22 protein-coding genes are annotated in these 26,271 nt (G+C 57.1%); 13 read left to right on the forward strand and 9 right to left on the reverse strand.

Going from position 1 to position 26,271, the window contains the following annotated elements:
• Window positions 1-171: 171 nt before the first annotated feature.
• The 3 genes from uspF to nifJ form a co-directional block, all read right to left on the reverse strand.
• On the reverse strand, window positions 172-606 hold the full coding sequence (gene uspF / locus ABLU86_RS05320) for a universal stress protein UspF (RefSeq protein WP_015366316.1): 435 nt from the start codon (window positions 604-606) through the stop codon (window positions 172-174).
• A 144-nt stretch (window positions 607-750) separates the two neighbouring features.
• Complete coding sequence (ompC, locus tag ABLU86_RS05325) at window positions 751-1,896, reverse strand: porin OmpC (RefSeq protein WP_032714650.1); 1,146 nt, start codon at window positions 1,894-1,896, stop codon at window positions 751-753.
• Window positions 1,897-2,257: 361 nt separating this feature from the next.
• The gene (nifJ, locus tag ABLU86_RS05330) at window positions 2,258-5,785 is read right to left on the reverse strand and encodes a pyruvate:ferredoxin (flavodoxin) oxidoreductase (protein WP_348795976.1); all 3,528 of its coding nucleotides are present in this window, start codon (window positions 5,783-5,785) and stop codon (window positions 2,258-2,260) included.
• 654 nt (window positions 5,786-6,439) lie between these two features.
• On the opposite strand from nifJ, the gene ABLU86_RS05335 reads away from it, so the two are divergent.
• Window positions 6,440-6,706: a DUF333 domain-containing protein gene (locus tag ABLU86_RS05335; RefSeq protein ID WP_015705621.1), complete on the forward strand. Its 267-nt coding sequence runs from the start codon at window positions 6,440-6,442 to the stop codon at window positions 6,704-6,706.
• Window positions 6,707-6,722: 16 nt separating this feature from the next.
• On the opposite strand, the gene hslJ is transcribed toward ABLU86_RS05335, so the two are convergent.
• From hslJ to ABLU86_RS05350, 3 genes are all read right to left on the reverse strand, one after another.
• Entirely contained in the window at window positions 6,723-7,145 is a 423-nt protein-coding gene (gene hslJ, locus ABLU86_RS05340; RefSeq protein WP_015366322.1) for a heat shock protein HslJ, read from the reverse strand.
• 125 nt (window positions 7,146-7,270) lie between these two features.
• On the reverse strand, window positions 7,271-8,260 hold the full coding sequence (locus ABLU86_RS05345; protein WP_015366323.1) for a 2-hydroxyacid dehydrogenase: 990 nt from the start codon (window positions 8,258-8,260) through the stop codon (window positions 7,271-7,273).
• A gap of 146 nt (window positions 8,261-8,406) precedes the next feature.
• Window positions 8,407-8,907 (reverse strand): DedA family protein, encoded by a 501-nt coding sequence (locus ABLU86_RS05350; protein ID WP_042894585.1) that lies wholly within the window; start codon window positions 8,905-8,907, stop codon window positions 8,407-8,409.
• Between the two features lie 186 nt (window positions 8,908-9,093).
• Here ABLU86_RS05350 and ABLU86_RS05355 point away from each other — a divergent pair, with 186 nt between their 5' ends.
• The 3 genes from ABLU86_RS05355 to ABLU86_RS05365 are packed head-to-tail and all read left to right on the forward strand — an operon-like array spanning window position 9,094 to window position 12,240.
• Window positions 9,094-11,727: a YdbH family protein gene (locus ABLU86_RS05355; protein ID WP_045414171.1), complete on the forward strand. Its 2,634-nt coding sequence runs from the start codon at window positions 9,094-9,096 to the stop codon at window positions 11,725-11,727.
• Complete coding sequence (locus ABLU86_RS05360; protein ID WP_015366326.1) at window positions 11,724-11,909, forward strand: YnbE family lipoprotein; 186 nt, start codon at window positions 11,724-11,726, stop codon at window positions 11,907-11,909. The genes ABLU86_RS05355 and ABLU86_RS05360 overlap by 4 nt, the downstream gene beginning before the upstream one ends.
• 7 nt (window positions 11,910-11,916) lie before the next feature.
• The gene (locus ABLU86_RS05365; RefSeq protein ID WP_015366327.1) at window positions 11,917-12,240 is read left to right on the forward strand and encodes a YdbL family protein; all 324 of its coding nucleotides are present in this window, start codon (window positions 11,917-11,919) and stop codon (window positions 12,238-12,240) included.
• On the opposite strand, the gene feaR is transcribed toward ABLU86_RS05365, so the two are convergent.
• Window positions 12,241-13,149 (reverse strand): transcriptional regulator FeaR, encoded by a 909-nt coding sequence (feaR, locus tag ABLU86_RS05370; protein ID WP_020078635.1) that lies wholly within the window; start codon window positions 13,147-13,149, stop codon window positions 12,241-12,243.
• 236 nt (window positions 13,150-13,385) lie between these two features.
• Here feaR and ABLU86_RS05375 point away from each other — a divergent pair, with 236 nt between their 5' ends.
• Window positions 13,386-14,885, forward strand: a complete 1,500-nt coding sequence (locus tag ABLU86_RS05375; protein WP_015366329.1) for an aldehyde dehydrogenase family protein — start codon at window positions 13,386-13,388, stop codon at window positions 14,883-14,885.
• Window positions 14,886-15,402: 517 nt separating this feature from the next.
• Entirely contained in the window at window positions 15,403-16,353 is a 951-nt protein-coding gene (locus ABLU86_RS05380) for a zinc-dependent alcohol dehydrogenase family protein (RefSeq protein WP_047465298.1), read from the forward strand.
• A 2-nt stretch (window positions 16,354-16,355) separates the two neighbouring features.
• Here the strand turns inward: ABLU86_RS05380 and tynA are convergent, their stop codons facing one another.
• Together tynA and paaZ are read right to left on the reverse strand one after the other, a co-directional pair.
• Window positions 16,356-18,623 (reverse strand): primary-amine oxidase, encoded by a 2,268-nt coding sequence (gene tynA / locus ABLU86_RS05385; protein ID WP_163359336.1) that lies wholly within the window; start codon window positions 18,621-18,623, stop codon window positions 16,356-16,358.
• 180 nt (window positions 18,624-18,803) lie between these two features.
• Window positions 18,804-20,849: a phenylacetic acid degradation bifunctional protein PaaZ gene (gene paaZ / locus ABLU86_RS05390; RefSeq protein ID WP_047076384.1), complete on the reverse strand. Its 2,046-nt coding sequence runs from the start codon at window positions 20,847-20,849 to the stop codon at window positions 18,804-18,806.
• A 286-nt stretch (window positions 20,850-21,135) separates the two neighbouring features.
• On the opposite strand from paaZ, the gene paaA reads away from it, so the two are divergent.
• From paaA to paaG, 7 genes are read left to right on the forward strand one after another with little or no spacing between them, the layout of a single operon-like run.
• Window positions 21,136-22,065 carry a 1,2-phenylacetyl-CoA epoxidase subunit PaaA gene (gene paaA, locus ABLU86_RS05395; RefSeq protein WP_015366333.1) on the forward strand — a complete coding sequence of 310 codons (930 nt, stop codon included), beginning with the start codon at window positions 21,136-21,138 and terminating at the stop codon, window positions 22,063-22,065.
• Window positions 22,066-22,076: 11 nt separating this feature from the next.
• Window positions 22,077-22,364 (forward strand): 1,2-phenylacetyl-CoA epoxidase subunit PaaB, encoded by a 288-nt coding sequence (paaB, locus tag ABLU86_RS05400; RefSeq protein WP_002902768.1) that lies wholly within the window; start codon window positions 22,077-22,079, stop codon window positions 22,362-22,364.
• A 7-nt stretch (window positions 22,365-22,371) separates the two neighbouring features.
• A complete protein-coding gene (gene paaC, locus ABLU86_RS05405; protein WP_015705612.1) occupies window positions 22,372-23,127 on the forward strand; it encodes a 1,2-phenylacetyl-CoA epoxidase subunit PaaC in 756 nt (251 codons plus the stop codon).
• Between the two features lie 11 nt (window positions 23,128-23,138).
• Entirely contained in the window at window positions 23,139-23,636 is a 498-nt protein-coding gene (gene paaD / locus ABLU86_RS05410) for a 1,2-phenylacetyl-CoA epoxidase subunit PaaD (protein ID WP_004224495.1), read from the forward strand.
• A gap of 7 nt (window positions 23,637-23,643) precedes the next feature.
• Window positions 23,644-24,714 (forward strand): 1,2-phenylacetyl-CoA epoxidase subunit PaaE, encoded by a 1,071-nt coding sequence (gene paaE, locus ABLU86_RS05415; protein ID WP_015366337.1) that lies wholly within the window; start codon window positions 23,644-23,646, stop codon window positions 24,712-24,714.
• Complete coding sequence (gene paaF, locus ABLU86_RS05420) at window positions 24,711-25,478, forward strand: 2,3-dehydroadipyl-CoA hydratase PaaF (protein ID WP_015366338.1); 768 nt, start codon at window positions 24,711-24,713, stop codon at window positions 25,476-25,478. Before paaE ends, paaF begins: the two co-directional genes overlap by 4 nt.
• A gap of 2 nt (window positions 25,479-25,480) precedes the next feature.
• Window positions 25,481-26,269: a 2-(1,2-epoxy-1,2-dihydrophenyl)acetyl-CoA isomerase PaaG gene (paaG, locus tag ABLU86_RS05425; protein ID WP_015366339.1), complete on the forward strand. Its 789-nt coding sequence runs from the start codon at window positions 25,481-25,483 to the stop codon at window positions 26,267-26,269.
• Window positions 26,270-26,271: the final 2 nt, after the last annotated feature.

Here is a 26,271-nt window from a genome sequence, read left to right on the forward strand (position 1 = left end):
CAGTAAAATCTTGTTCAGATTACAGGTTGAAAAGCAGATCTCTTATTGTGAGGGAGAGTTTGCTGGTGGGGTTGTAGGTATTCCTGCAAAAAAACCATGCACCTCCGACATACTGAATATGTCCCTTGAGAAGGTCGAGTGCGTAAAGCCCGCCGGGCGGCGGGCTTGGGATTACCTGACGACCAGCACCGAGCACTCGGCATGGCGCACCACCGCCGCGGCGTTAGAGCCGAGCAGATAGGTAGTAATGTCCGGGCGATGCGAGGCGATAATGACCAGGTCGGCGGGCAGCGATTTAGCCAGCGCCAGAATCTTATCTTTTGGCGAGCCCTCGGCAACGTGGAAATGCATTCTGTCTTCCGGAATGGCGAAGCCTTTTGCCAGCTCACGCAACTGCGCTTCCGATTCGGCGCGTAGTTCATCCATAGCCGGCAGTTCAGCGGTATAGGCCATGCCCAGGGAGGCGTAGTAGGGTAGCGAAGGGATAACGGTGAGGAAATGCACCTGCGCGTCATCGACGCGTGCTTCGGATTCAACGTGGCGGATCACACGTTGAGTAAATTCTTTATCAGAAATATCGATGGGTACCAGAATCATTCTACTCATAAAACCTCCTGTTTTAATAACCACCAAAACAGTATGCCATCAGGATTGAGGTTCTACTACAGCGTGAATCACAAATTGCTACGGGAACCGCTATTTTATTGGCGGTTGAAGCGAAATGCCCGCCGCGAGCGGCGGGCGCAAGCATTAGAACTGATATACCAGACCCAGTGCTACGATATTGTCGGTAGAAATACCGTTGTCTTTATAGAAGTCGTCATTACCGTCGAGCAGGTTGATTTTGTAATCAACGTAGGTGGACATATTACGATTGAAGTAATAGGTCGCGCCGACATCCATATATTTAACCAGGTCTTTATCAGAGTACTGGCCGTTAGAATAGAGATCTTTACCCTTAGACTGCAGATAAGAGATCGCCGGACGCAGACCGAAATCGAACTGGTACTGTGCGGTCACTTCAAAGTTCTGGGTTTTGTTGGCTACGCCACCGCCATCTTTGCTGCTGGTAGAACCATATGGTGTCATATTGCGGGTTTCAGAATACATGGTCGCCAGATAGATATTATTGGCGTCATATTTCAGGCCGGCGGTCCAGGCATCGGCTTTATCGCCATGAGCGTTGGTTTGGGTCATTTGATCGTTAGTACGATCGGATGAGGTATATGCTGCGCCAGCGCTGATGCCCATGCCTAAGTCATAGGTAGCAGAAAGACCGTAGCCGTCGCCGTTGTCATAGCGCACATCATTGTCGTCAATGCTGCCACGGTTGTTGGTACCAACGTCTTCGTTAGTCCCTTTACTTTCGTTTTTACCCTGATACTGGAGCGCGAAGTTCAAGCCGTTAACCAGGCCGAAGAAATCGCTGTTACGATAGGTCGCGACACCGTTGGCGCGGCCGGTCATAAAGTTGTCGGCCTGAGTATAAGAGTCGCCGCCGAACTCCGGCAGCATATCGGTCCAGGCTTCGACGTCGTACAGGACGCCATAGTTACGGCCGTAATCGAATGAACCGTAGTCGCCTGCTTTGATCCCGGCGAAAGCCAGACGAGTCCATGCCTGATCGCCAGAGCTTTCAGTATTGTTAGCCTGAACGTTGTATTCCCACTGACCGTAGCCGGTGAGCATATCGTTAATTTGCGTTTCACCTTTAAAGCCGAAGCGCAGGTAGGTCTGATCGCCGTCTTTACTGGAGTCGCTGGAGAAATAATGTAAACCGTCTACCTTGCCGTAGAGATCTAATTTGTTGCCATCTTTATTATAAATTTCTGCCGCGTGAGCAGCGCCGGCAGCCAATAATGCCGGGATAACCAATGCCAGTGCTTTTCTTTTCATTTGGATATTCCTTTAACTATTTTTGTTTTAACTTCCTGGGTGGAAGTACGGCCATGCTAAAGGAGCGCATTCTGATATGATAAGTATCAATTGTTACAATATAAGTAAATTCTAAAGCAAATAAATATACAGTAATGATAATTTCCCGCATGAATATAATGTGAGGATGTATATAAAATAAAAATTATACATCATCGTTTGAATATCGTATTCTGCCTGGGTTATATGCCTTTATTGTCATTTAAAATTTATATTGTTGCCGTCTCATTCATATCGAATGATTAATTCGTCGGAAAATGACAAGCCCGAATAGTTTTACTATTCGGGCTTTTTTTATTGCGCCAGATATCCGTCAGCCGGGTTAACTTTCGGTGGTCGGTTTCTCCGCTTTACCTGCCAGCTGGGCCAGGAAGTCATAGCGTTTTTGCAGGTCGGCGGCCGCGTCCTTCCACAACTGCTCGGCGACTTCCGGCTGCTGGGCGTTCAGACGACGGAAGCGTTGCTCGTTGAGCAGCGTTTCCGCCAGCGCATCCGACGGCGGACGCGAGTCCAGCGCCAGCGGCAGCTTGCCTTCATCGGCGCGACGCGGGTCGAAGCGGTACAGCGGCCAGAAGCCGGTTGCCGTCAACTGGCGCATCTGGTCGTGGCTCAACGCCAGGTCATAGCCGTGCTCCTCACACGGGCTATAGGCAATTATCAACGATGGACCCGGATAGGCTTCCGCCTCCTGAATCGCCTTCACCGTCTGGTTAAGCTGCGCGCCGAGTGAAATCTGCGCCACATAAACATGACCGTACATCATCATGCTTACGCCGAGATCCTTGCGCGCCTTACGTTTGCCGTGCTCGCCAAACTTGGTGACTGCGCCGAGAGGCGTCGCCTTCGATGCCTGACCACCGGTATTGGAGTAACATTGCGTATCGAGCACCAGGATATTGACGTTTTCGGTCAGGCTCAGCACATGGTCAAGACCGCCAAAGCCAATATCATAGGCCCAGCCATCACCGCCGATAAGCCAGACTGATTTCTCGACTAACGCATCCGCATCGGTGAGCAGCTCTTCGGCCCCTTCGACCCCCGTCAGCGCCTGACGCAGCTCGGCGACCTGTTGGCGGCGCGCTTCCGGCGACGCTTCCGTATGCAGCGCGGCGTTCAATTCGGCCGGGAGTTTATCGGCAAATTCGCTCAACAACCGCATCACGCGCTGGCGGTGTTGGTCGACGGTTAAGCGGAAGCCCAGGCCGAATTCGGCGTTATCTTCAAACAACGAGTTGGCCCACGCCGGACCACGGCCGTAAGCGTCAGTGGTATAAGGCGTTGAGGGGAGGTTGCCGCCGTAAATGGACGAACAGCCGGTGGCGTTGGCAATCAACATCCGATCGCCATACAACTGGGTCAACAGTTTGATATACGGCGTTTCGCCGCAGCCCGAGCAGGCGCCAGAGTATTCAAACAGCGGGCTAATTAGCTGCGAGGTGCGAATATCAATGCGCTCAAGTTTGGTGCGATCGATTTCCGGCAGGTTGAGGAAGTAGTCGTAATTGACTTTCTCTTCTTCAACGTGCTCAAGGCGCGACATCATATTGATGGCCTTGATGTCCGGATTCTGGCGATCTTTCGCCGGGCACACTTCGACGCACAGGTTGCAGCCGGTGCAATCTTCCGGCGCGACCTGCAGAACGTATTTCTGCCCGCGCATATCGCGGGATTTCACATCCAGCGAGTGCAGGCTGGCTGGCGCGTTTTCCATCTCTTGCGGAGCGACCACTTTGGCGCGGATCGCCGAATGCGGACAGGCGGCGACGCAGTGGTTGCACTGGGTACACAGCTCTTCCTTCCAGATCGGGATCTCTTCGGCAATGTTGCGTTTTTCCCAACGGGTGGTGCCCATGGGCCAGGTACCATCTGGCGGCAGCGCGGAGACCGGCAGCGCATCGCCAAGGCCGGCAAGCATCGCCGCGGTGACGGTTTTGACAAAGTCCGGCGCGGCATCGGAGACCACTGGCGGACGGTTGGGGCTGCTGGCGTTAACCGGCTGCAGCGGCACTTCCGCCAGCGATTCGCGGGCCAGCGCCAGCGCCTGCCAGTTGCGTTCCACCAGCTCCTGGCCTTTGCTGCTGTAGCTTTTGGCAATCGCACCCTGTAGTTCGGCCAGCGCGCTGTCGCCCGGCAGGATTTGGGTTAAATGGAAAAAGGCCATCTGCATAACGGTGTTGATGCGCGCGCCAAGGCTGCACTCACGGGCGATTTTCGCCGCGTTAACGACATAAAAGCGCGCCTGCTTTTGATTCAGCGCGGCCTGTACTTCCTGGGGCAGGCGGGACCATACCTCATCAGCGCTGTAGGGGGTATTGAGCAGGAAAATGCCGCCGGGCTTCAACCGCTCTACCATCTGATATTTATCGATAAACTGCAGTTGGTGGCAGCCGACGAAATCGGCCTGCGAGATCAGATACGACGAGCGGATCGGTTTTTCGCTGACGCGTAGGTGCGAGACGGTCAGGCCGCCGGCCTTCTTCGAATCATAGACAAAATAGCCTTGTGAGAACCACGGCGTGGAGTTGCCAATAATCTTGATATTGTTCTTGGTCGCCGAGACGCTACCGTCGCTACCGAGGCCGTAAAACAGCGCTTCCAGCTTCGCTTCCGCCGGTAGCGTATTTTCCGCCAGCGGCAGCGAAAGGTTAGTCACATCATCATAAATGCCCACGGTAAAGCGGGGTTTTGGCTGTGCGGCCTGTAATTCATTAAAGATGGCCAGCACGCATTCCGGGCCAAACTCTTTGGACGAGAGACCATAGCGGCCGCCGATAGTACGTGGTAGTGTTTCGCGCTCGCCGCGGTTGAAGGCTTCCGCCAGCGCGGTCATCACGTCGAGATACAACGGTTCGGCAAGCGCGCCAGGTTCTTTGGTGCGATCCAGTACGGCAACCGCGCGGGCGCTCTCCGGTAGCGCCTGCAGCAGATGCGTGGCGGAGAACGGGCGATAGAGGCGAACTTTCAGCACGCCGACTTTTTCCCCACGGCTCAGCAGTTCATCCACGACCTCTTCACAGGTGCCGATAGCGGACCCCATGATGACAATTACCCGTTCCGCCTGCGGGTGACCGTAAAATTCGAACGGTTTGTACTGGCGACCGGTGGCGGCGGCGAAATCATTCATCGCCGTTTCAACGTGTTCGTATACCGCGTCGTACCACGGGTTGGTCGCTTCACGGGACTGGAAATAAGTGTCCGGATTGGCGGAGGTGCCGCGAATGACCGGATGCTCCGGGTTAAGGGCGCGTTGGCGATGCTCGGCGATTTTATTCTGCGGCAGCAGGGAACGAATGGTGTCATCCGCCAGCGGCGCGATTTTGTTGATTTCGTGCGAGGTGCGGAAACCATCAAAAAAATGGATAAACGGCACCCGGCTTTGCAGCGTGGCGATATGGGAAATCAGCGCGAAGTCCTGCGCTTCCTGGACGCTGCTGGCGCAGAGCATCGCGCAGCCGGTCTGGCGCACGGCCATCACGTCGGAATGATCGCCGAAAATTGACAGGGCGTGGGTAGCCACGGTGCGGGCGGCTACGTGCAGGACAAATGGCATCAACTGGCCGGCCAATTTATACAGCGTCGGGATCATCAGCAGCAGGCCCTGCGATGACGTAAAGGAAGTGGAAAGGGCGCCGGTCTGCAGCGCGCCGTGCACGGCGCCGATAGCCCCGGCTTCCGACTGCATCTCGACCACGCGGGGGACATCGCCCCAGACGTTTTTCAGCCCATCGCCAGACCAGGCGTCAGCCTGCTCCGCCATCGTTGAACTGGGCGTAATCGGGTAGATGGCGATAACTTCACTCGTGCGAAACGCGACTGAAGCGACCGCGCCATTACCGTCAATCGTAATCATAAGAAGACACCCTTACATTGCGCAAAAAGAAGGGACCCGTGAAACGGCGACGAGTCCTGTAATTATGCTTTCATTTTAGCAAACGCCCGCCGCGGCCATTTTCGCATTTGTGTCCTTGGGAATGTCCTTATCTATGTTTGGATCAATTTTTTGGCGGAAAAACAAAAATGTGACTGGTTAAGGGCCGAAGAAGGTGTTGACGGATACCTACGCTGCACTGCTTAAACAAAGCAAAATCTATTTTTAAATTTAATAGCTTTTAGCCAACCGGTAATCGCGTGCTATTTATTTGCTGCGGTGAATTCCCCTCTGCGGCGGAGCGTTCAGTTCAGTCTCCTGTTGGCGAAAATTAGCACGCGAATTAGTTCGAACTGGCTAATTCACCGGGAGGCACCCGGCACCGCAATCACCATTCGCAAACTATGAAACCCGATCGCTGCAAGCGTGATTTTTTCGTCGGGAAAATATTTAGCGCTGGAATGAAAGCCGCGCTGCTGCGGCGCTTTGCCTGTCGAGATCAAGCTTTAAGCGGAAAATTTGCTAGAAAATGTTAATGAGGCGCATAAATACGTATTTCGCCTCTCGACGGCAGGCGCTGCGCTGCCTATTATTCTTGAGTTTGTTTATTCTAAGATGTTTCTGAAGGGGGAGAGGATGCGAGCTGCGTTTTTAGTGGGATGTGCGGCGTTATTACTGTCGGCTTGTAGTAACGAGCCGGTGCAACAAGCCACCGCGGCACACGTACCGCCCGGCATGCGCGCGGCGATGAGCGACAGCGGCCAGGCGAATTGCGCGATGGTTGGCGGTTCATTATCGGTTGCCCGCCAGCTTGATGGCACCGCTATTGGCATGTGCGCGCTACCGAACGGTAAACGCTGCAGCGAGCAGGCCTTAGCGGGCGGAAGCTGCGGAAACTACTAATACGCAAGGCGTGTGGTTACATTAAATCGGCGAGTTTATATACCAGCGATTGGTCGGCGGTCGCCAGCGTGAGCTGATTCTCCGTCAGATCGACCTGCGCGCCATCGCGCAGCATTTTGCTGAGGGTATTATCCAGCGCGTTCCGTTGTGGATCCGCGCACAGCTTACGCGTCATCGCCAGCTGTTCAACTTTTAGCTCGCCGTCTGACAGCTTGCCCTCGCCGCTGAAGCCGTTGCACATCGTGCCTGACACATACATTTTTTCGCCGAAGCTAATTTCCGGCGGCGGCGTCTGGCTTGCCGGTAGCGCCTGGCCGTTAACGCTGGTCAGCACAAAACGGTGATGTTGTAGTTGTTCGGCGTTGGTAGAAACTTTGCTGTTGTATACGCAGCCCGATAGCAGCATGCCCGCCGCCAGCAGTGCAGCAAACTTATTCATTCGAACTCCAAAACATTTGTCATATCAATAAAACGAAAAACAGTGTAACTGTAATGCAGGCAGGATCTGTGGGGATTGTCTGAATGTGCCCCCCGTTAGCGGGGAGCACAAAAGGGGAAAGAAGCTTAGACCAGCGCGTTCGGGCAGGTTTCGCCCTTAGCTACCTGCTGCAGATTGCCAAGCGTTGTCTCGGAAATACCGATCAGCGCCTCAGCCGTCAGGAATGCCTGGTGCCCGGTAAACAGGACGTTGTGGCAGGCGGAGAGCCGGCGGAACACGTCATCCTGGATGACATCATTCGATTTATCTTCAAAGAACAGATCGCGTTCATTTTCATACACGTCCATTCCCAGCGCGCCGATTTTCTGGTGCTTCAGCGCGTCGATAGCCGCTTGTGAATCTATTAGCGCGCCGCGGCTGGTATTAATGACCATCACGCCGTCTTTCATCTGATCGAATGCCGCCTGGTTGAGCAGGTGATAGTTTTCGTTGGTAAGCGGGCAGTGCAGGGAGATGACGTCGGACTGCGCGTACAGCGTCGGCAGGTCGACATATTCAACGCCGAGATCCAGCGCCGCCGCGCTCGGGTAGGGATCAAACGCCAGCAGGCGCATACCGAAACCCTTGAGGATCCGCAGCGTCGCGACGCCGATTTTACCGGTGCCGATCACCCCTGCGGTTTTACCGTACATGGTGAAGCCGGTCAGCCCTTCCAGCGAGAAGTTGGCATCGCGGGTACGCTGATAGGCGCGGTGAATGCGACGGTTCAACGACATCATCATACCGATGGCGTGTTCAGCAACGGCTTCCGGCGAGTAGGCCGGGACGCGCACGACGCGCAGGCCCAGCTCTTTAGCCGCATCAAGATCGACGTTGTTAAAGCCGGCGCAGCGCAGCGCGATGTATTTCACGCCGTGGGCTTTTAGCTCTTCCAGCACCGGGCGGCTGCCGTCGTCATTAACGAAGATACATACCGCTTCACAGCCGTTGGCCGTTTTCGCGGTCTTCTCGGTCAGCAGGAAGTCGAAAAATTCCAGTTCAAAGCCGTATGCGTCGTTAACATGCTGCAGATACTTTTTATCGTACTGCTTGGTACTATAAACAGCGATTTTCATAAGGCTTTCCTCTAGTGATAATACCGTCACGGTAGCATAATTAAAATAATCTTACAAATATTAAAAATTAGTTTAATCATCAGGTTATGATATTAATTCTAGAGCATATCGCAGTCTTAAGAAATCTCTTTAAAAGACAATACGTTTCACCAAAAACTGAGGCTGAATGCCCCCGGCGCCAGCAGGATAAATGGCCAGAGTAACCCTGATGCCACATTGGCTACCTGGAAACGCCATAGCGGTGTACCGCTGGCGCCGGTGACCAGCGGTAACGTTGCGCGCAGCGGCGACAGAAAACGGCCGAAGAACACCGCCCAACCGCCGTGACGGCGCAGGAATAGCTGGCTACGCAGCACGCGTTCGGCGCTGAGCCAGCGCAGGCGTTGCAGATGATGCTGATAGCGCCGGCCAATTTGCCATGAGAGCCAGAATCCGCCGATTGCGCCCAGGCTGGCGCTTAGCCACATTAACAGGAAATGACCGATGCTGGTTGAGGCAAGGGCTCCGAGCACCAGCAAACCCGAGGTACCGGGGATCACAAAAGAGATGAGGGCGCAGGATTTACTGAAGGTCAGCAGAAAAACAATCAGTAATACCAATGAATAATGGCTCTGGGCGTGTTCGATCAGCGAGATAATGAGCTCCACGGAATAACGGCTCCTTATTACCTGTTTTTCCAAGTGTCGCAGGCACAATTTAAACGAAGTCTAAATAGTTATTCAGCAGAAATGAGTGCGACTATCCTTAATCAGGACGTTAACTTTCACTCGCGGGTCGAACGTGCCACAATAGGCGCCTATCGGCTTTTACTTAGAATCAGGATTTGACTGCCCATGAAGGGTAAATATAAAGCCGCTCTTGCGCTGTTATTAGCTCTAATTTTGCTGCCGTTGGCCCTGCTGGCCACATTAACGCATTGGGTTCCGACGCTGGCGGGTATCTGGCTGCCGGTCGGCACGCGTATCTCGCTTGGCGAAAGTCCGCGCCTGACGCGCTCCTCGTTGATTATCCCCGATTTACGCTACCTGGTGGGCGATTGTGAAATTGCTCGTGTCAGCAACGCGCGCCTTACCCGTCCCAGCCGCTGGCGGCTACACCTGAGTGAACTGGATATCAATAGCGCCTGCCTGGCTAAGATCCCCGCCAGCGAGCCGCTCTCCGGCGCGCCGCGAACTCTCGCCGAGTGGCAATCGATGCTGCCTTATAGTTGGTTAACTATCGACAATCTGCGCCTGTCGCCGTGGGAAAAATGGCAGGGGAAACTGGTGATGTCGTTGACGCCTGGGCAGCAGGATATCGGTTATTCAGGCAAAGAGGTCACGTTACAGGCGAAACTGCGCGGCCAGACCTTAACGGTCAGCAATTTCAGCGCGCGGCTGGTGGACGATCAGGCGCCGGTTAAGCTGGTCGGTGAATTCGAAATGCCGCTGGTGCCGGATGGTCTACCGGTCGATGGCCATCTGGTCAGCACCTTCGAGTTCCCACAAACGCCGGGTCTGGTGGATGCGGAACTGGAATGGCAGAAAAACCGCGGCCAGCTGCTGGTCACGCCGCGCGGTGAGGTCGAGCCGATGCTCGACCTGCCGTGGGAGATCACCCCTGAACGTATCACCATCAGCGATGGGCGCTGGAACGCGGTGTATGCCGGCTATCCGCTTAGTGGGCGGGTGGCGCTTTCGTTTGGTGACTGGCAGAAAGGCACCGAGGAGATGGAAATCAGCGGCCGGCTCAACGTGTTAACGCACGGCGAAGCGGGTAAAGGCAACGCCGTGCTGAATATTGGCCCAGGTAAGCTAAGCATGGACCACAGCGACATGCCGCTCAGCCTGACCGGCGAAGCCAAGCTCGACGATATGATTTTTTATGCCGTGCTGCCCGCAAAACTCAGCGGCCCGCTGATGACGCCAGAGCTGGCTTTCCATCCCGGCGCGCTGCTGCGTTCACGCGGGCGGGTGATTGACTCGCTGAACATCGATGAGATCCGTCTGCCGTTGGCGGGGGTGAAAGTGACGCAGCAGGGGGTGGATGGCCGCCTGCAGGCGATACTGCGCGCCCATGAACAGGAAATGGGCGATTTTACCCTGCATCTGGATGGGCAGGCCGACAATTTTATGCCCGACCGCGGTCGCTGGTCGTGGCGTTATTGGGGCGATGGTCACTTTTCGCCGATGCAGGCGCGCTGGGATGTGAAAGGCGCCGGTGAGTGGCGGGATAACGCCATTATTCTTAACAGCCTGTCGACCGGGTTCGATAAGCTACAGTACGGCACCATGCTGGTCAGCACGCCGCGCCTGACCCTCGATAAACCCATTCACTGGCTGCGCAATGAACAGCATCCAAAATTCAGCGGCACGTTGTCGCTGGATGCCGGTAAAACCACCTTCAGCGGCGGCAGCGTTCTGCCGCCGTCAACGCTCAAATTCAATATTGATGGCCGCGATCCGACCTGGTTCCTGTTTAACGGCTCATTGCACGCGGAGAAAATCGGCCCGATTCGTCTGACCGGCCGTTGGGACGGCGAACGCTTGCGTGGCCAGGCATGGTGGCCGAAACAGGCGCTAAGCGTATTCCAGCCGCTGATTCCGCCGGACTGGAAAATGACCCTGCGTGAAGGTGATATGTATGCGCAGGTGGCGTTCTCCGCGGCAGCCGGGCAGGGCTTTGAGGCCGGGGGCCATGGCGTCTTAAAAGGCGGTAGCGCCTGGATGCCGGACAACCAGATCAACGGCGTCGACTTTGTTCTGCCATTCCGTTTCAGCGGCGGGAGCTGGCAGCTCGGTACCCGCCGTCCGGTTTCACTGCGTATTGGCGAAATCGTCAACCAGTTCACCGCCAAAAACCTGAGTGCCGATCTCCAGGGAACATGGCCCTGGAGCGAGCAGGATCCGCTGGAATTGAGCAACGTTAATGTTGATATCCTTGGCGGCAAGCTGTCCATGCAGCAGCTAAGGATGCCGCAGCATCAACCGGCGCTGCTGCGTCTGCAGAATATCTCCAGCAGTGAGTTGATAAGCGCCATCAAAGTAAAACAATTTGCGGTCTCTGGCGCGTTTAACGGCGCGTTACCGTTATGGCTGAACAACGATAAATGGATCATTAAAGACGGCTGGTTTAGCAACCCCGGCCCGATGACCCTGCGGCTGGATAAAGACACCGCCGATGCGTTGGTGGCCGATAACGTCTCCGCCGGCGCGGCAATTAACTGGCTACGCTACATGGAAGTCTCGAAATCATGGACGCGCATCAACCTTGATAATCTCGGCAAGCTGACGATGAGCGCGGCGATTAGCGGCACCAGCCGGGTGGACGGAAAAAGCAGCACCGTGCATTTAAACTATACCCATGAAGAGAATATTTTCGATCTGTGGCGCAGCTTGCGCTTCGGCGATAATTTGCAGGCATGGCTTGAGCAGAATGCAAAACTGCCCGCCCCGCGCTGTACGGATACATGTAAGGAACCAAAATGATAAAACTGTTCGCCGCGGCGCTGGCGACCCTGCTGCTGGCAGGCTGTACGCCGCGTATTGAAATCGCCGCGTCCAAGGAGCCGATCACCATCAATATGAATGTCAAAATTGAGCATGAGATTCATATTAAGGTGGATAAGGATGTCGAAAATTTGCTGAAGTCACGTAGCGATCTGTTCTGAGGCGATAATGAGAAAACGACTGCTGACTGCCACCCTGGCGTTAATGCTGTTGAGTAGCCCGGCGCTGGCGCTGACCTTGAATGAGGCGCGGGCGCAGGGTCGAGTGGGGGAGACGCTGAACGGCTATCTGGCGCCGCTGAAACAGGATGCGCAGACGTTGGCGCTAGTTAAACAGATTAATGCCGCGCGCAGCGAAAGCTACCAGCAACTGGCGGACGACAATAATCTGCCGGTTGATGAGGTGGCGAAAATGGCCGGACAGAAACTGGTCGCCCGCGCACAGCCGGGAGAATATGTGCAGGGGATTAACGGTAAATGGTTGCGCAAATAGTTAACGATAGCGCTTGCGGTATTCGCCAGGCGACACGCCGAAGCGCTGCTTAAACGCCGTTGAAAAATGGCTATGGTCGCTAAAGCCCCAGCTGTAGCCAATTCCCGCCAGTTTCTCTTCATCGTGCGCGTTTTGTAACGCCCGGGCGCACAGGTCAAGACGCCGGTTTTTAATATACTGCGCGACCACCAGACCCTTATCGGCAAACAGGCGGTACAGGCTGCGTACCGACATGCCGGTTTCCCCGGCCAGCCACTCCGGACGCAGCTGTTCCGACTGTATCGACTCATCTATCAACGCCATGATCTTTTGAAATTGCTTGTCGCGGCGCGTCGGCGGCGCGTCCTGTTGCAGCAGCATTGGGCGTAACAGGCAGATGATAGCCTCCAGCGCCGCTTCGCCTTCGCTTTCTGAGAGCGCCGGGCTGCGTAAACTTTCTTGCAGCAACCGCTGGCTGAGCTGGACCATCGGCAGCGTTTTATTCAGCCGGGTGGCGATGCTGATGTCGCCGCCGTGCAGCTGGCTTTCCACGAGCTGGCGGGGCAGCAGCAGCGAAGCCTGTTTTGACGTGTGTTGCCAGAAGATAGAACAGGGGCGCGAGGCATCAATGAGCGTGATATCGCCGGCTTCGAGCGCCACCTGGCGATCGTCCTGCTCGATAGCCGCCTGGCCTTCGAGCTGAAAAACGGTATAGAACCAGGCGTCGTTGTCGCGTTTGATTTCGTTACGGGTGCGGTAAAGATTGACGCCGCGGGCGGTGACGGTACTGACTTTGAGACTACCGGTATAGCTTGCATCAATCTCGCCATGGAATTCGTCGCCCAGCGGACGGGCGGCAAAATGGCCGCATACCTGATTAATCTTCGCTAACCAACGCTGATAGTCCTGCCCGCTTTCTACCGTCGCCATTGTCTGCACCTTGTAATAATGATGTTTCTGCATTGTTGCATTTATGCTGTGAGTGGCAAGAGCGCAGCGTGGAGTATATGAAAGAACTATTACCTGCGGCACATTTCACCGCCTTTCTGGGTGCTTAATTGCGGGACCTGTCACAGCGGCAACAACGATTGTCACAGAGAAAAAAGCGCAAATGGCTGACCCGTCCTAGACTGTGTTCACTTATCCGCGAACAATAAGGAAGTCGCATGTCCACATCACAGGTCGCGCTGCTCGCCAGCGTACAGCAGTTTCTCGACAGACAGCATGGCTTATATATTGATGGCAACCAGCAGGCGGCGCAGAGTGAAAAACGCTTAACCGTCTGGGACCCGGCCACCGGCCAGGCGATTGCCACTACGGCAGATGCTAATGCCGCCGACGTTGACCGCGCGGTGATGTCCGCCTGGCGCGCTTTTGTCGCCCGGAGCTGGGCCGGGCGCACGCCGGCCGACCGCGAGCGGATCCTGCTGCGTTTCGCCGATCTGGTGGAACAGCATGGTGAAGAGCTAGCGCAGCTCGAAACCCTTGAACAGGGGAAGTCGATCAATATTTCGCGCGCGTTTGAAGTCGGTTGCACCCTCAACTGGATGCGCTACACCGCCGGGCTGACCACCAAAATCAGCGGCCGTACGCTGGACGTTTCCATTCCGTTCCCGGAAGGCGCGCGCTATCAGGCGTGGACCCGTAAAGAGCCGGTTGGGGTAGTGGCGGGGATTGTTCCGTGGAACTTCCCGCTGATGATCGGCATGTGGAAGGTGATGCCGGCGCTGGCTTCCGGCTGTTCAATTGTGATTAAACCCTCCGAGACGACGCCGTTAACGTTGCTACGGGTAGCAGAGCTGGCAACGGAAGCCGGGATCCCGGATGGCGTCTTTAACGTCGTCACCGGCAGCGGCGGCGAGTGCGGCGCCGCCTTAACCACCCATCCGCAGGTGGCGAAAGTGAGTTTCACCGGTTCGACCGCCACCGGCAAGCATATTGCCCGCGCGGCAGCTGACCGTCTGACCCGCGTAACCCTTGAGCTCGGCGGCAAAAACCCGGCCATTGTGCTGAAAGATGCCGATCCGCAGTGGGTGATTGAAGGGTTGATGACCGGAAGTTTCCTCAATCAGGGGCAGGTATGCGCCGCCAGTTCGCGGATCTATATAGAAGCGCCGCTGTTTGATAACCTGGTGGCAGGCTTTGAGCAGGCGGTTAAGTCGCTGCAGGTGGGGCCGGGAATGGTTGAAACGACGCAGATTAACCCGGTGGTGTCGCAGGCGCACTGCGCCAAAGTGGCCGCTTATCTGGATGAAGCGCGTCAACAAAACGCCGAGCTGATTAGCGGTAACGTTGGGCCAAATGGCAACGGTTTTTATATTGCGCCGACGCTGGTGATTAATCCGGATGCCGGGCTGCGCCTGAATCGCGAAGAGGTGTTCGGCCCGGTGGTAAACCTGGTGCGCGTCGCCGATGGCGAAGAGGCGCTACGTTTAGCCAACGACAGTGATTTTGGCCTCACCGCCAGCGTCTGGACCCGCGACCTGACCCAGGCGCTGAACTATACCGATCGCCTGCAGGCCGGTACGGTATGGGTTAACAGCCATACGCTGATTGATGCCAACCTGCCGTTCGGCGGAATGAAGCAGTCCGGTACTGGGCGCGATTTTGGTCCGGACTGGCTGGACGACTGGTGCGAAACCAAATCGGTGTGCGTGCGCTACTGATTTTTTGTCGGATGGCGCTACGCTTATCCGACCTACGGTTCGTGCGGCCTGCCTTTAATTTATTCACCATGCTGACTGAAACTGCCGGTGTTGGTGGCCTCAAAATCGCTGAGACGTTCCCGGAAGGCCGGGGCAGCCCGCATGGATGCGGGCTGAGGGCCGTGTTTTGCACGGACGCTGCCTCGGCCCGACCCGAAGCCTGCAGGGATAAGTCGAAGGCACCACGAAGTGGCGATTTTGGCGGCCAGAGCCCGGGAGTACAGAGGGCGGCGGCGACTGGCCGCCCTTTGTGCGCTCCCTGCGCCATGATAGACATAACGCAGAAGACATTTCGGGAGCGCAATGTGCTCTGAAATAATAAAAAACAACTGTTTTTCCCGGACCAAAACAGTTGCAAATCGATAACAGTATCTACAGCGCTGTGCGATTTGGTAGCCCGGAGAAGGCGCACATACCTCTTCCCCCTGAGCGCTGATTTGCTATGATCGGCGCTCTTTTTTTCTGATGTTGCCCCGCTATGTGGAATGATGCGCTTTGCTATCAGCAGTACGGCGCGCCGGAAACGGTGCTCGCGCTGCATCACCTGCCGTTGCCGCCGCTGGCACCCGGACTTGTTCGGGTACAAATGCGCTATGCGCCGGTCAACCCTTCCGATCTGATTCCCATTACCGGCGCTTACCGCCATCGTACGACGCTGCCATCGGTGGCGGGCTATGAAGGTGTTGGGGTGGTAGTTGAAGACTCGACAAACGGTCGCCCACTTCTGGGGCAACGGGTTCTGCCGCTACGCGGCGCCGGAACCTGGCAGCGTTATCTCGATATTGACCCGCGCTGGCTGGTGCCGGTCGCTGAAGATATCGATGACATCCTGGCCGCGCGCGGCTATATCAATCCGCTGACCGCGATGCTGATGCTCACGCGCTGGCCGGTAGCGGGGAAACAGGTGCTTTTGACCGCCGCTTCATCGTCCTGCGCCAGCCTGCTGGGACAGTGGGCGCTAGCCATGGGCGCGCGTTCGGTCAGCGGTATTATTCGTTCGCCGCAGCACATCGCGCGCTTACAGCAATATGGCGTCTACCCGCTACTTGAAGGCGATAGAGCGCTGGTTGAACAAGTAAGCCAGTACAGCGATCTGGTGTTTGATGCGGTGGGCGGTGAGCTGGCGAATTTTCTGCTGGTGGTACTGCCGCAGACGTCAACGCTGGTCTCTTACGGGTTATTATCCGGTAAACCGCTCACCCAGACGCGAGGCTGCGCAGCGGTACGCAAATTTCATCTGCGGGAGGCCTTACCGACACTCAGCGTTGATGCGTGGCAGGCGGCGTTTGCCGGGATCTGGCGACAGCTGCCGACCACGGCGCAGCCCGCCGCGCAGGTGATAAAGCTGTGCGACTGGCGTGAGGCGATTGCCGCCGCAGGCCAGCCGGGAAGAGGCGGTAAAATCCTGCTCGATTTCACCGCGGGCTAAGATTACTTTTTCTTCTCGCCAAGCGTTGGGGTTTCGTCAAAGAAGTTCCACGGCTTGAGCAGCGCGTGCGCCCACTCGGTCGGCATAATTGGCCACTCTTCGGCGCGCGCGACGTGGGTGGTGCCGGTCGTGATCCACACGACGTCGTCGTGGTTAGTCAGCGACTCATCATCCTTCGCGTACTGCCCTAAGCCGGTATCCTGGGCGGAACGGTTGGGATATTTCCCTTCCGGATAACGCTCTGTCGGGTGGTAACGCGTCACCCACAGCTGTTTATCCATAAAGCTCAGACGATGATATATCCACTCGTCCGGGGCGAACCTGGCGCCGGTCGCCGCCGGATGCGTGCCGCCGGCATAAGGGATAATCTGGTAAGAGACCGGGTTACCCATGCGGTTCTCTTTGCTGGTGTTGCTCAGCAGGCGAATGGTGCCCGGGTCGAATTTCTGCGCCGCTTTCTGCTCGCTATCGATTGTGTACTGATTCACCTGCATGGTGCTGGTGCGCGGGCCGCCGGCGGTGTTTGGCTTCACTTCAGGATCCATCGCCACCAGGGTGTTGTTTTCGCCGTCCACGTCGAGATCGAGGCGGAAATTATAAATATGCTGGTGGGTGGTGCCGACAATATTATGGTCGATCAGCGTCCCGTAGCGGGTATCCTCTTTGGCGCTGGGGTCGTGCATGGTCTTCGCCTTCACGCCTTTAACGGCTTCAATGCCGGTGGCGCCGGCATCGATACCGATGGTGCCGTTGTCGTGGAACACCCAGTCAAAGATATAATCATAGTTCCCGACGGTACTGATCCAGCGCACCACCAGTTCCCGGCGCTCGGTGCTGACGTTGGGCTTGCCCATTTCCAGGTGCTTATACTCCGGCCCGGCATAGCGTTCGAATATGGCGACCGCGCCTGGAATAGTGGTCGGTTTGCCGGTGTAATCAGCGATAGTTTCGTCCAGCAGTACCGCATTTGACGGCGCATCTTTACCGCGAACAATCGGCGATGTTAGGGTGCCCATGCCGTAATCGCCGGAGTCCAGATAGGCTTTGAAATACCAGCCGACGTCAGGGTCGCCGTAGGGGACGATCATCCCGCCGAGGGAACCTTCATACATCACCTGGCGTTTTGTGCCGTTATCGTTGTAAGTCACCGTCGAGAGAATGGGCCCGACGCGCGAGTTCAGGCGCAGATGAAAATCCCAGTTCCGCCAGTGAATGGTATCGCCGGTGATCGTGTAGTTTTTGCCTTCCGGTTCGGTTATCTCCAGCGGTTTCACCGCCGGGGCGTTGCGGTCGCGGCCATCATAAGGTCGGGGTTCCATTGGGACCGGGATCACCGGGCCTTCTTCGATTTTGATGATTTTCTTCGCTTCAAGGTCGACCACCGCCACCAGGTTTTCAATCGGGTGCGCCCAGTAGTTGCCGTCGCCGGTATCCAGATAACTGACGACTTTCAGCAGACGCGCATCCTGTTGCAGGCCATCTTTGCCATCAAAGTAGCCGACGGTGAGCGGGGTGGTGACCACTTTACTGGGATCGGCAATACCGTGCTTTTTCAGCACCTCAGCGAACTCGCTGCTGGCATTGATAATGTTCTGCACGCTGACGAAGTCATCGAGCAGCACCATCCCGTGGGCGCCTTTAATCGGCGTCCATGAGAGGATTTTTTTGTTTTGCAGATCGACGACGGCTTCAATGACATGTTTGCCATCGAGCATCACCACATCGGCGGTGCGGGGGGAATCAACGGGCGTTCCCTCCAGGGCAAAGGCCCATACCGCCGCTTTATCCGGCTCGTGTAAGGAAATCTCAGTAAAGCGGGTATTCGGCTGGAACTCCGGCGCGGCTTTGACAATGGTCACTGCTTCACCGATTTCCGCCGCCGAGAGGGAGTTTAGCGGGTGAGGGCGTTTTTCTACCTGGAAGGTCTGATCGAGACCGGACTGGAATACATCGTTGATAAAGGTATCGGAGACCCAGGCTTTACCTTCCTTCATTACTACCGGCACCTGTAGATCAAGGGGTTTACCGTTGACGATCGCCGTTTTGGCGCCGGGTTTTACTTTGACGTAAGCGCCGTCTTTTATCAGGGTGAACATTTGCGCGTAGTCATCCCACTGCACATCGGCGCCGAACGCCTGCAGCGTTTTATCCAACGGCACCATGTGCGCTTCGCTACCGTGAGCGAAGACCGGTGATTGCCAGGCGCAAACCACCGCGACAGCCAGCGCCAGCGCGGTTTTACGAGGGGAAAACATCAAGCCGTTTGCCATTGTGACCTCATCTTATTGTTGTGTTGTTGCCGCTGCGAATGTCGGCTTTGTTACGCTTACCCTAGCAGTCTGCCGCCCGGGAACGTTTGTTTGCTTTTGCCAGCTTGTTTGTCAGTTTTGCCAGACGGACGTAAAAAATGCCTCCGTAGAGGCATTAAGCGCGTGGGTGGTGCGTGTTGACTACGCCGGGAAGTCTCCCTGCTGGCGCGCCACCAGGGTTAGAATGGAATACAGCGCCACCGCCTGCTGGTGCTGGTTGAAAATCTCGACAGCCCATTCCACCACGCCGGTGGCTTTCTCATCGGCGCTGCGCTGACGTTTGACCGTTTTCCGCTTACAGGTCAGGCGAACCTGAATGGTGTCTCCCGGTTTGACCGGCTCAATAAAGCGCAGGTTTTCCATGCCGTAGTTGGCGATAACCGGCCCGACGCCGGCATCGACGAACAGCCCGGCCGCAGCGGAGATCAGGAAATAACCGTGGACCACCCGCTCGCCGAAAATCGACTCAGCGGCGGCGATTTTGTCCATGTGCGCGTAGAAATGATCGCCGCTCAGGCAGGCGAAATTAACGATATCCGCTTCGGTCAGCGTTCGGCGCGGGGTTAATAAGCTATCGCCAGGCTGGATCTCTTCGAAGTATTTACGGAACGGATGAATGCGGTCTTCATTCACCTGAGCGCCGCGCACCCACTGCTGGCTTATGGTCGCCAGCATCGTTGGGCTGCCCTGAATCGCGGTACGCTGCATATAGTGTTTCACCGAACGCAGTCCGCCGAGCTCTTCTCCGCCGCCAGCACGGCCGGGGCCGCCGTGTACCAGCTGCGGCAGCGGCGAACCGTGGCCGGTTGATTCTACGGAGGATGCTTCATTCAGTATCTGAATACGGCCATGCGCGCGCGCGGCGCCAAGGATAAACTCGCGCGCCAGCTCGCCGTTGGCGGTGACCAGCGTACCAGCCAGGCTACCGCCGCCGGCGCGTGCCAGCGTGAGCGCATGCTGGCGGTCGCGATACGGCATCAGCGTCGCTACCGGGCCAAAGGCTTCAATGGCGTGAACCTCTGGCGTTTCATCCGGCTGCGGGCAGTACAGCAGGGTCGGCGGGAAGAACGCGCCATCAGCATTAAGATCTGCCTGTCCGCCGAGCAGCGCTTCACAGCCGGCGGCAATCAGTTTATTGACGTTATCCTGCACATCCTGACGCTGTTCGCGATTAACCAGGGCCCCCATCTTAATGCCCTCCTGAGCAGGGTCACCGACGGTTACTTTATGCAGGCGGGAGATCAGTGCATCGCTAACCGCATTAATCTGAGCCAGTGGCACGATGATTCTGCGGATAGCGGTACATTTTTGCCCGGCTTTCGCCGTCATCTCGCGGACCACTTCCCGAATAAACAGCGCGAATTCCGGTTGCTCCGGCGTGACGTCTTCACCTAATACGCAGCAGTTGAGCGAATCTGCTTCCATGGTAAAGGGAATAGATTTGGCCACCAGGTTAGGGTGCGTCCGTAGCTGCTGGCCGGTGGCGGCTGAGCCGGTAAAGGTCACCACATCCTGGCTATCGAGATGGTCGAGAAGATCGCTCGCGCCGCCGCAAATCAGGCTGATGGCGCCTTCCGGCACCAGGCCGCTGTCGACAATCGCTTTCACCATTGCCTGGGTGAGCTGGGCGGTAGCGGTTGCCGGTTTAATGATAGCCGGCATGCCGGCAAGCCAGGTCGGCGCCAGTTTTTCCAGCATTCCCCAGCAGGGGAAGTTGAAGGCGTTGATATGGACGGCGACGCCTGATTTTGATGTCAGCACATGACGCGCGGCAAAACCGCCCTGTTTGGAGAGCGGGATCAGCTCGTCTTCCGGCCACAGAATATCGTCCGGCAGTTCGCGGCTACCGAGCCCGGCATAAGTGAACAAAGTACCGATACCGCCTTCAATATCCACCCAACTGTCGGCGCGAGTGGCGCCGGTTTGCGCGGAGATGGCGTAGAACTCGTCTTTCTGCTCCAGCAACCGTTTTGCTACCGCTTTCAGCATCGCGCTGCGTTCAATAAAGGTCATCGCCTGCAGGGCTTTGCCACCGCGTTCAATCGCGAAGCGGCGCGCCTGCGCCATATCCAGGCCTTCACTGGTCACCTCCCAAAGCGCCGCGCCGGTGATGGCGTGATGGATAGTACGGGCGCGGCCCCGGCCGGTCTGCCAGGCGCCGGATAAGTAACTGGCTAACTGCTGCATCGCAAATCTCCAAATGTGTTACGCATGATTACTATAAATAGTTCTTTTATGAATCATAAAATGCAAGTCTATATTTAATATTTTATTAACATTGTGATCGGTGGTTAATTGGGGTTTTTGCTTATGTGACTGTTATTGATGCTATTTACAAAAGGTTTTGCGGTTATCATCACAAAAAGAACAAACAAAATTTGTGGTTTTATTTAACCAATATGTAACCTTCAATAAACAAAGTGATTCACATAAATGTTTTTGTTGTTAATATCGGAATCATAAAGGTGATGACGTGACAGAAGAACAACGCTTTGACCAGCGCATCGCGCAGGAAACGGCCATCGAACCGCGGGACTGGATGCCGGATGCCTACCGTAAGACCTTGATTCGTCAGATAGGTCAGCACGCGCACTCGGAAATTGTCGGCATGCTGCCGGAAGGCAACTGGATTACCCGTGCGCCGACGCTGCGCCGTAAAGCGATTCTGTTGGCTAAGGTACAGGATGAGGCCGGACACGGGCTGTATCTCTATAGCGCCGCGGAAACGCTGGGCTGCGCCCGGGAAGACCTGTATCAGAAAATGCTCGACGGGCAGATGAAATACTCCTCTATTTTTAACTACCCGACCCTGAGCTGGGCCGATATCGGCGTAATCGGCTGGCTGGTCGATGGCGCGGCCATCGTCAACCAGGTGGCGCTGTGCCGGACCTCTTACGGCCCCTATGCCCGGGCGATGGTCAAAATCTGCAAAGAAGAGAGTTTTCACCAGCGCCAGGGATTTGAAGCCTGCATGGCGCTGGCGCAGGGCAATGACGCGCAGCGGCAGATGCTGCAGGACGCTATTAACCGCTTCTGGTGGCCGGCGCTGATGATGTTTGGCCCTAACGATGACAACTCGCCGAACAGCGCCCGCAGCATGGCGTGGAAAATCAAACTGCACTCCAACGACGAGCTACGTCAGCGCTTCGTCGATAACACCGTGCCGCAGGTAGAGATCCTCGGTATGACCGTACCGGACCCGGATTTGCAGTTTGATGAAGCCAGCGGCCACTACCGCTTCGGCGAAATCGACTGGCAGGAATTTAACGAGGTGATTAGCGGCCGTGGCATTTGCAATCACGAGCGGCTGGCCGCCAAGCGTAAGGCCTGGGAAGAGGGCGAATGGGTGCGCGAAGCCGCGCTGGCCCATGCGCAAAAACAGCAGGCCCGCAGCGCGGCATGAGGAGAGACAACATGAGCAAAGTTTACTGGCCGTTATATGAAGTGTTCGTTCGCAGCAAACAGGGGTTATCCCATCGTCACGTCGGCAGTCTGCACGCTGCCGATGATCAAATGGCGTTGGAGAATGCCCGCGATGCCTACACCCGCCGCAGCGAAGGCTGCTCAATTTGGGTGGTGAAGGCTAGCGAAATCGTTGCTTCGCAGCCGGAAGATCGCGGCGAATTCTTCGACCCGGCGGAAAGCAAAGTCTACCGTCATCCGACTTTCTATACCGTGCCGGACGGCATGGAACATATGTGAGGCGGCGATGAATAATCCTAACCCCGTAGCCACCTACGCCCTGCGTCTTGGCGACAATGGTCTGGTTCTGGCCCAGCGTTTAGGCGCCTGGTGCGGCCATGCTCCCGAGCTCGAGATCGATCTTGCGCTGGCCAACATCGGCCTCGACCTGCTCGGCCAGGCGCGCAATTTTTTAAGCTATGCCGCCGAGCTTAACGGCTGCGGCGATGAAGATACGCTGGCCTTTGGCCGCGATGAGCGCCAGTTCAGCAACCTGCTGCTGGTGGAGCAGCCAAACGGCAATTTTGCCGACACTATCGCCCGCCAGTTCTTTATCGATGTCTGGCACGTCGCTCTGTTCAGCCGCCTGGTGAACAGCCGCGATACGCAGCTGGCGGCCATTGCCGCTAAAGGGCTGAAAGAGGTGCGTTACCACCAGCGCTTTAGCCGCGGCTGGCTGGAGCGTCTGGGTAACGGCACCGAGTTATCAAATCGCAAAATGCAGCAGGCGGTCGATAATCTGTGGCGCTTCACCGGCGAACTGTTCCTTGCCGATGAAGTGGATCTCAGCCTGGTTGAGCAGGGCATTGCGGTTGATCCGCGTGAGCTTCAGGCCGAATGGCAAAGCGCGGTACACACGGCGCTGCTCGACTCCGGCTTACAAATCCCGCAGGAAGCGGCCTTCCGCAGCGGCGGCAAACAGGGGCTGCACAGTGAACATCTCGGCCCGCTGCTGGCGGAGATGCAATATCTGCAGCGTTCGCATCCCGGACTGCAGTGGTAAGTGAGGTGACTATGCAACGTCTTGCCGATATCGCTCCTGCAGAGGTTCGCACCATCTGGGGGTTATTAAGCGCGATCCCGGATCCGGAAGTGCCGGTACTCACCATCACCGACCTCGGTATGGTACGCAGCGTCGCGCGCCATGGCGACGGCTGGGTGATTGGCTTTACCCCGACCTATTCGGGCTGTCCGGCGACGGAGCATCTGCTGGGCGAGATCCGTACGGTCATGAGCGAGCATGGCTTTCTGCCGGTGCATATCGTCCTGCAGCTGGATCCGCCGTGGACCACCGACTGGATGAGTCAGGATGCTCGCGAGCGCCTGCGCCAGTACGGCATCAGCCCGCCCCAGGGGCACGCCTGCCATGCGGACATGCCCGCTGAGGTGAGCTGTCCGCGCTGCGGCAGCACCCATACTTCGCTGATTAGCGAATTCGGTTCCACGGCCTGCAAAGCGCTCTATCGCTGCGACAGCTGCCGGGAACCTTTTGATTACTTTAAATGTATTTGAGGTTGCCATGACGACGTTCCATTCGCTTAAGGTGGCGAGAGTCGAGCCGGAAACCCGCGATGCGGTGACCATCACTTTTGCGATTCCGCAAGCCCTGCAGGCGGAATACTGTTTTCGCCCGGGCCAGCATCTGACGCTAAAAGCCCGTCTGGGCGGCGAAGAACTGCGCCGCTGTTACTCCATTTGTCGCAGCCGCACGCCAGGCGAAATTAGCGTCGCGGTCAAAGCCATCGACGGCGGGCGCTTCTCGCGCTACGCCCAGCACGATATCCAGCAGGGTATGGAGCTGGAAGTGATGGTGCCGCAGGGGCATTTCGGTTATCAACCGCAGGCCGAACGGCAGGGTGAGTATCTGGCGATTGCCGCCGGTTCCGGGATCACGCCGATGATGGCGATCATTAGCGCGACGCTGGCGACCGAGTCGCAAAGCCGCTTTACGCTGATCTACGGCAACCGCAGCAGCCATAGCATGATGTTCCGCCAGGCGCTGGCCGATTTAAAAGACCGCTATCCGCAGCGCCTGCAGGTGATACACCTGTTTAGCCAGGAGTCGATGGACAGCGATCTGCTACAGGGGCGCATTGACGGCGACAAACTGCGCCAGCTCGCTGACCATCTGCTGGATTTCAGCCGTTTCGACGAGGCCTTTATCTGCGGGCCGGCGGTGATGATGGACGAGGCGGAAGCGACGTTACGTGAACTTGGCGTAGCGGAGAAATCGATTCATCTCGAACGCTTTAATACCCCAGGCGGCAATGTGAAGCGGGCCGCTGGAGTGCAGGCGGAAGGGCGCACGGTGACCATCCGTCAGGACGGGCGCGATCGGCTTATCGCCCTCAGCGCCGAAGACGACAGCATCCTGGATGCCGCATTGCGTCAGGGCGCCGATCTGCCGTTCGCCTGTAAGGGCGGGGTATGCGCCACCTGTAAATGCAAAGTGCTACGCGGTGAAGTGGCGATGGCCGCCAATTACAGCCTGGAAGCGGATGAGCTGGCGGCGGGCTACGTGCTGAGCTGCCAGTCGTTGCCGACCAGCGGCGATGTAGTGGTCGACTTTGACGCGCGGGGGATGGCATGAGTGACCTGCTGATCCACCGTCATGGCCGGGCGCTTCAGTTGACGCTGAACCGCCCGCAGGCCCGCAACGCGCTGAACAATGCCTTATTAACCCAGATTGCCGAGGTGCTGGAGGCCGCGGCAGTTGATGACAGCGTCGGCGTCTGCGTTATCAGCGGTAACGCGCGTTTTTTCGCCGCCGGGGCTGACCTCAATGAAATGGCGGAAAAAGATCTGCCTGCCACCCTTGATGATATTCGCCCACGGTTATGGGCGCGAATCGATGCCTTTACTAAACCGCTCATCGCTTCGGTCAACGGCTACGCGCTCGGCGCCGGCTGCGAGCTGGCTCTGCTGTGCGACCTGATTGTCGCCGGCGACAACGCCCGCTTTGGCCTGCCGGAAATTACCCTCGGCATTATGCCGGGTGCTGGCGGCACCCAGCGGCTGATCCGCAGCGTTGGCAAGGCGCTGGCCAGCCGGATGGTGCTGAGCGGCGAGAGTATTGACGCCCGCCAGGCGCAACAGGCCGGGCTGGTTAGCGATATCCATCCGGCGGCTTTAACCGATGAGTATGCCCTGAAACTGGCAACCACCATTGCCCGCCATTCGCCGCTGGCGCTACGGGCGGCAAAACAGTCGCTGCGCCTGTCGCAGGAAGTCAGCCTGCAGGCCGGTCTGCAACAGGAGCGCCAGCTGTTTAGCCTGCTGAGCGCCACCGAGGACCGCCGCGAAGGCATCGACGCCTTCTTACAAAAACGTACACCGGAATTTAAAGGACGCTAATCGTGGAAGCTTTCATTCTCAGCGCAGTGGAACAGGGCGTCATGACCATTACCCTCAATCGCCCGGACCGTCTCAACAGTTTTAACGATCTGATGCATCAACAGCTGGCGGAATGTCTGAAGCAGGCCGAGCGCGATGATGGCGTACGCTGCCTGCTGATCACCGGCGCCGGCCGCGGCTTTTGCGCCGGCCAGGATTTGAACGACCGCAATGTCGACCCCAGCGGCCCGCCGCCGGATCTCGGCATGTCGGTAGAACGCTTTTACAACCCGTTAGTGCGCCGTCTGGCGGCGCTGCCGAAGCCGGTTATCTGCGCGGTCAACGGCGTTGCCGCCGGCGCTGGCGCCACCCTGGCGCTGGGCTGCGATATCGTGCTGGCCGCGCGTTCGGCCAAATTTGTGATGGCGTTCAGCAAGCTCGGCCTGGTGCCGGACTGCGGCGGTAGCTGGTTCCTGCCGCGGGTGGCCGGCCGCGCTCGCGCGATGGGGCTGGCGCTGCTGGGCGATAGCCTCAGCGCGGAACAGGCCGCGCAGTGGGGGATTATCTGGCAACTGGTGGACGATTCAGAACTGGCGGATACCAGTCTGCAACTGGCGCGCCATCTGGCGGCGCAACCGACGTTTGGTCTTGGGCTGATTAAAAAGGCGCTGCTGGCTTCTGAAACCAACAGTCTTGATGCGCAGCTGGATCTTGAGCGCGATTATCAGCGCCTGGCCGGGCGCAGCGATGATTACCGCGAAGGGGTCAGCGCGTTTCTGGCCAAGCGGCCACCACAGTTCAGCGGGAAATAGGC

Origin of the sequence: Klebsiella sp. JN_Kp121 (assembly GCF_040062145.1) — a bacterium.
Taxonomy (GTDB): Bacteria; Pseudomonadota; Gammaproteobacteria; order Enterobacterales; family Enterobacteriaceae; genus Klebsiella; species Klebsiella aerogenes.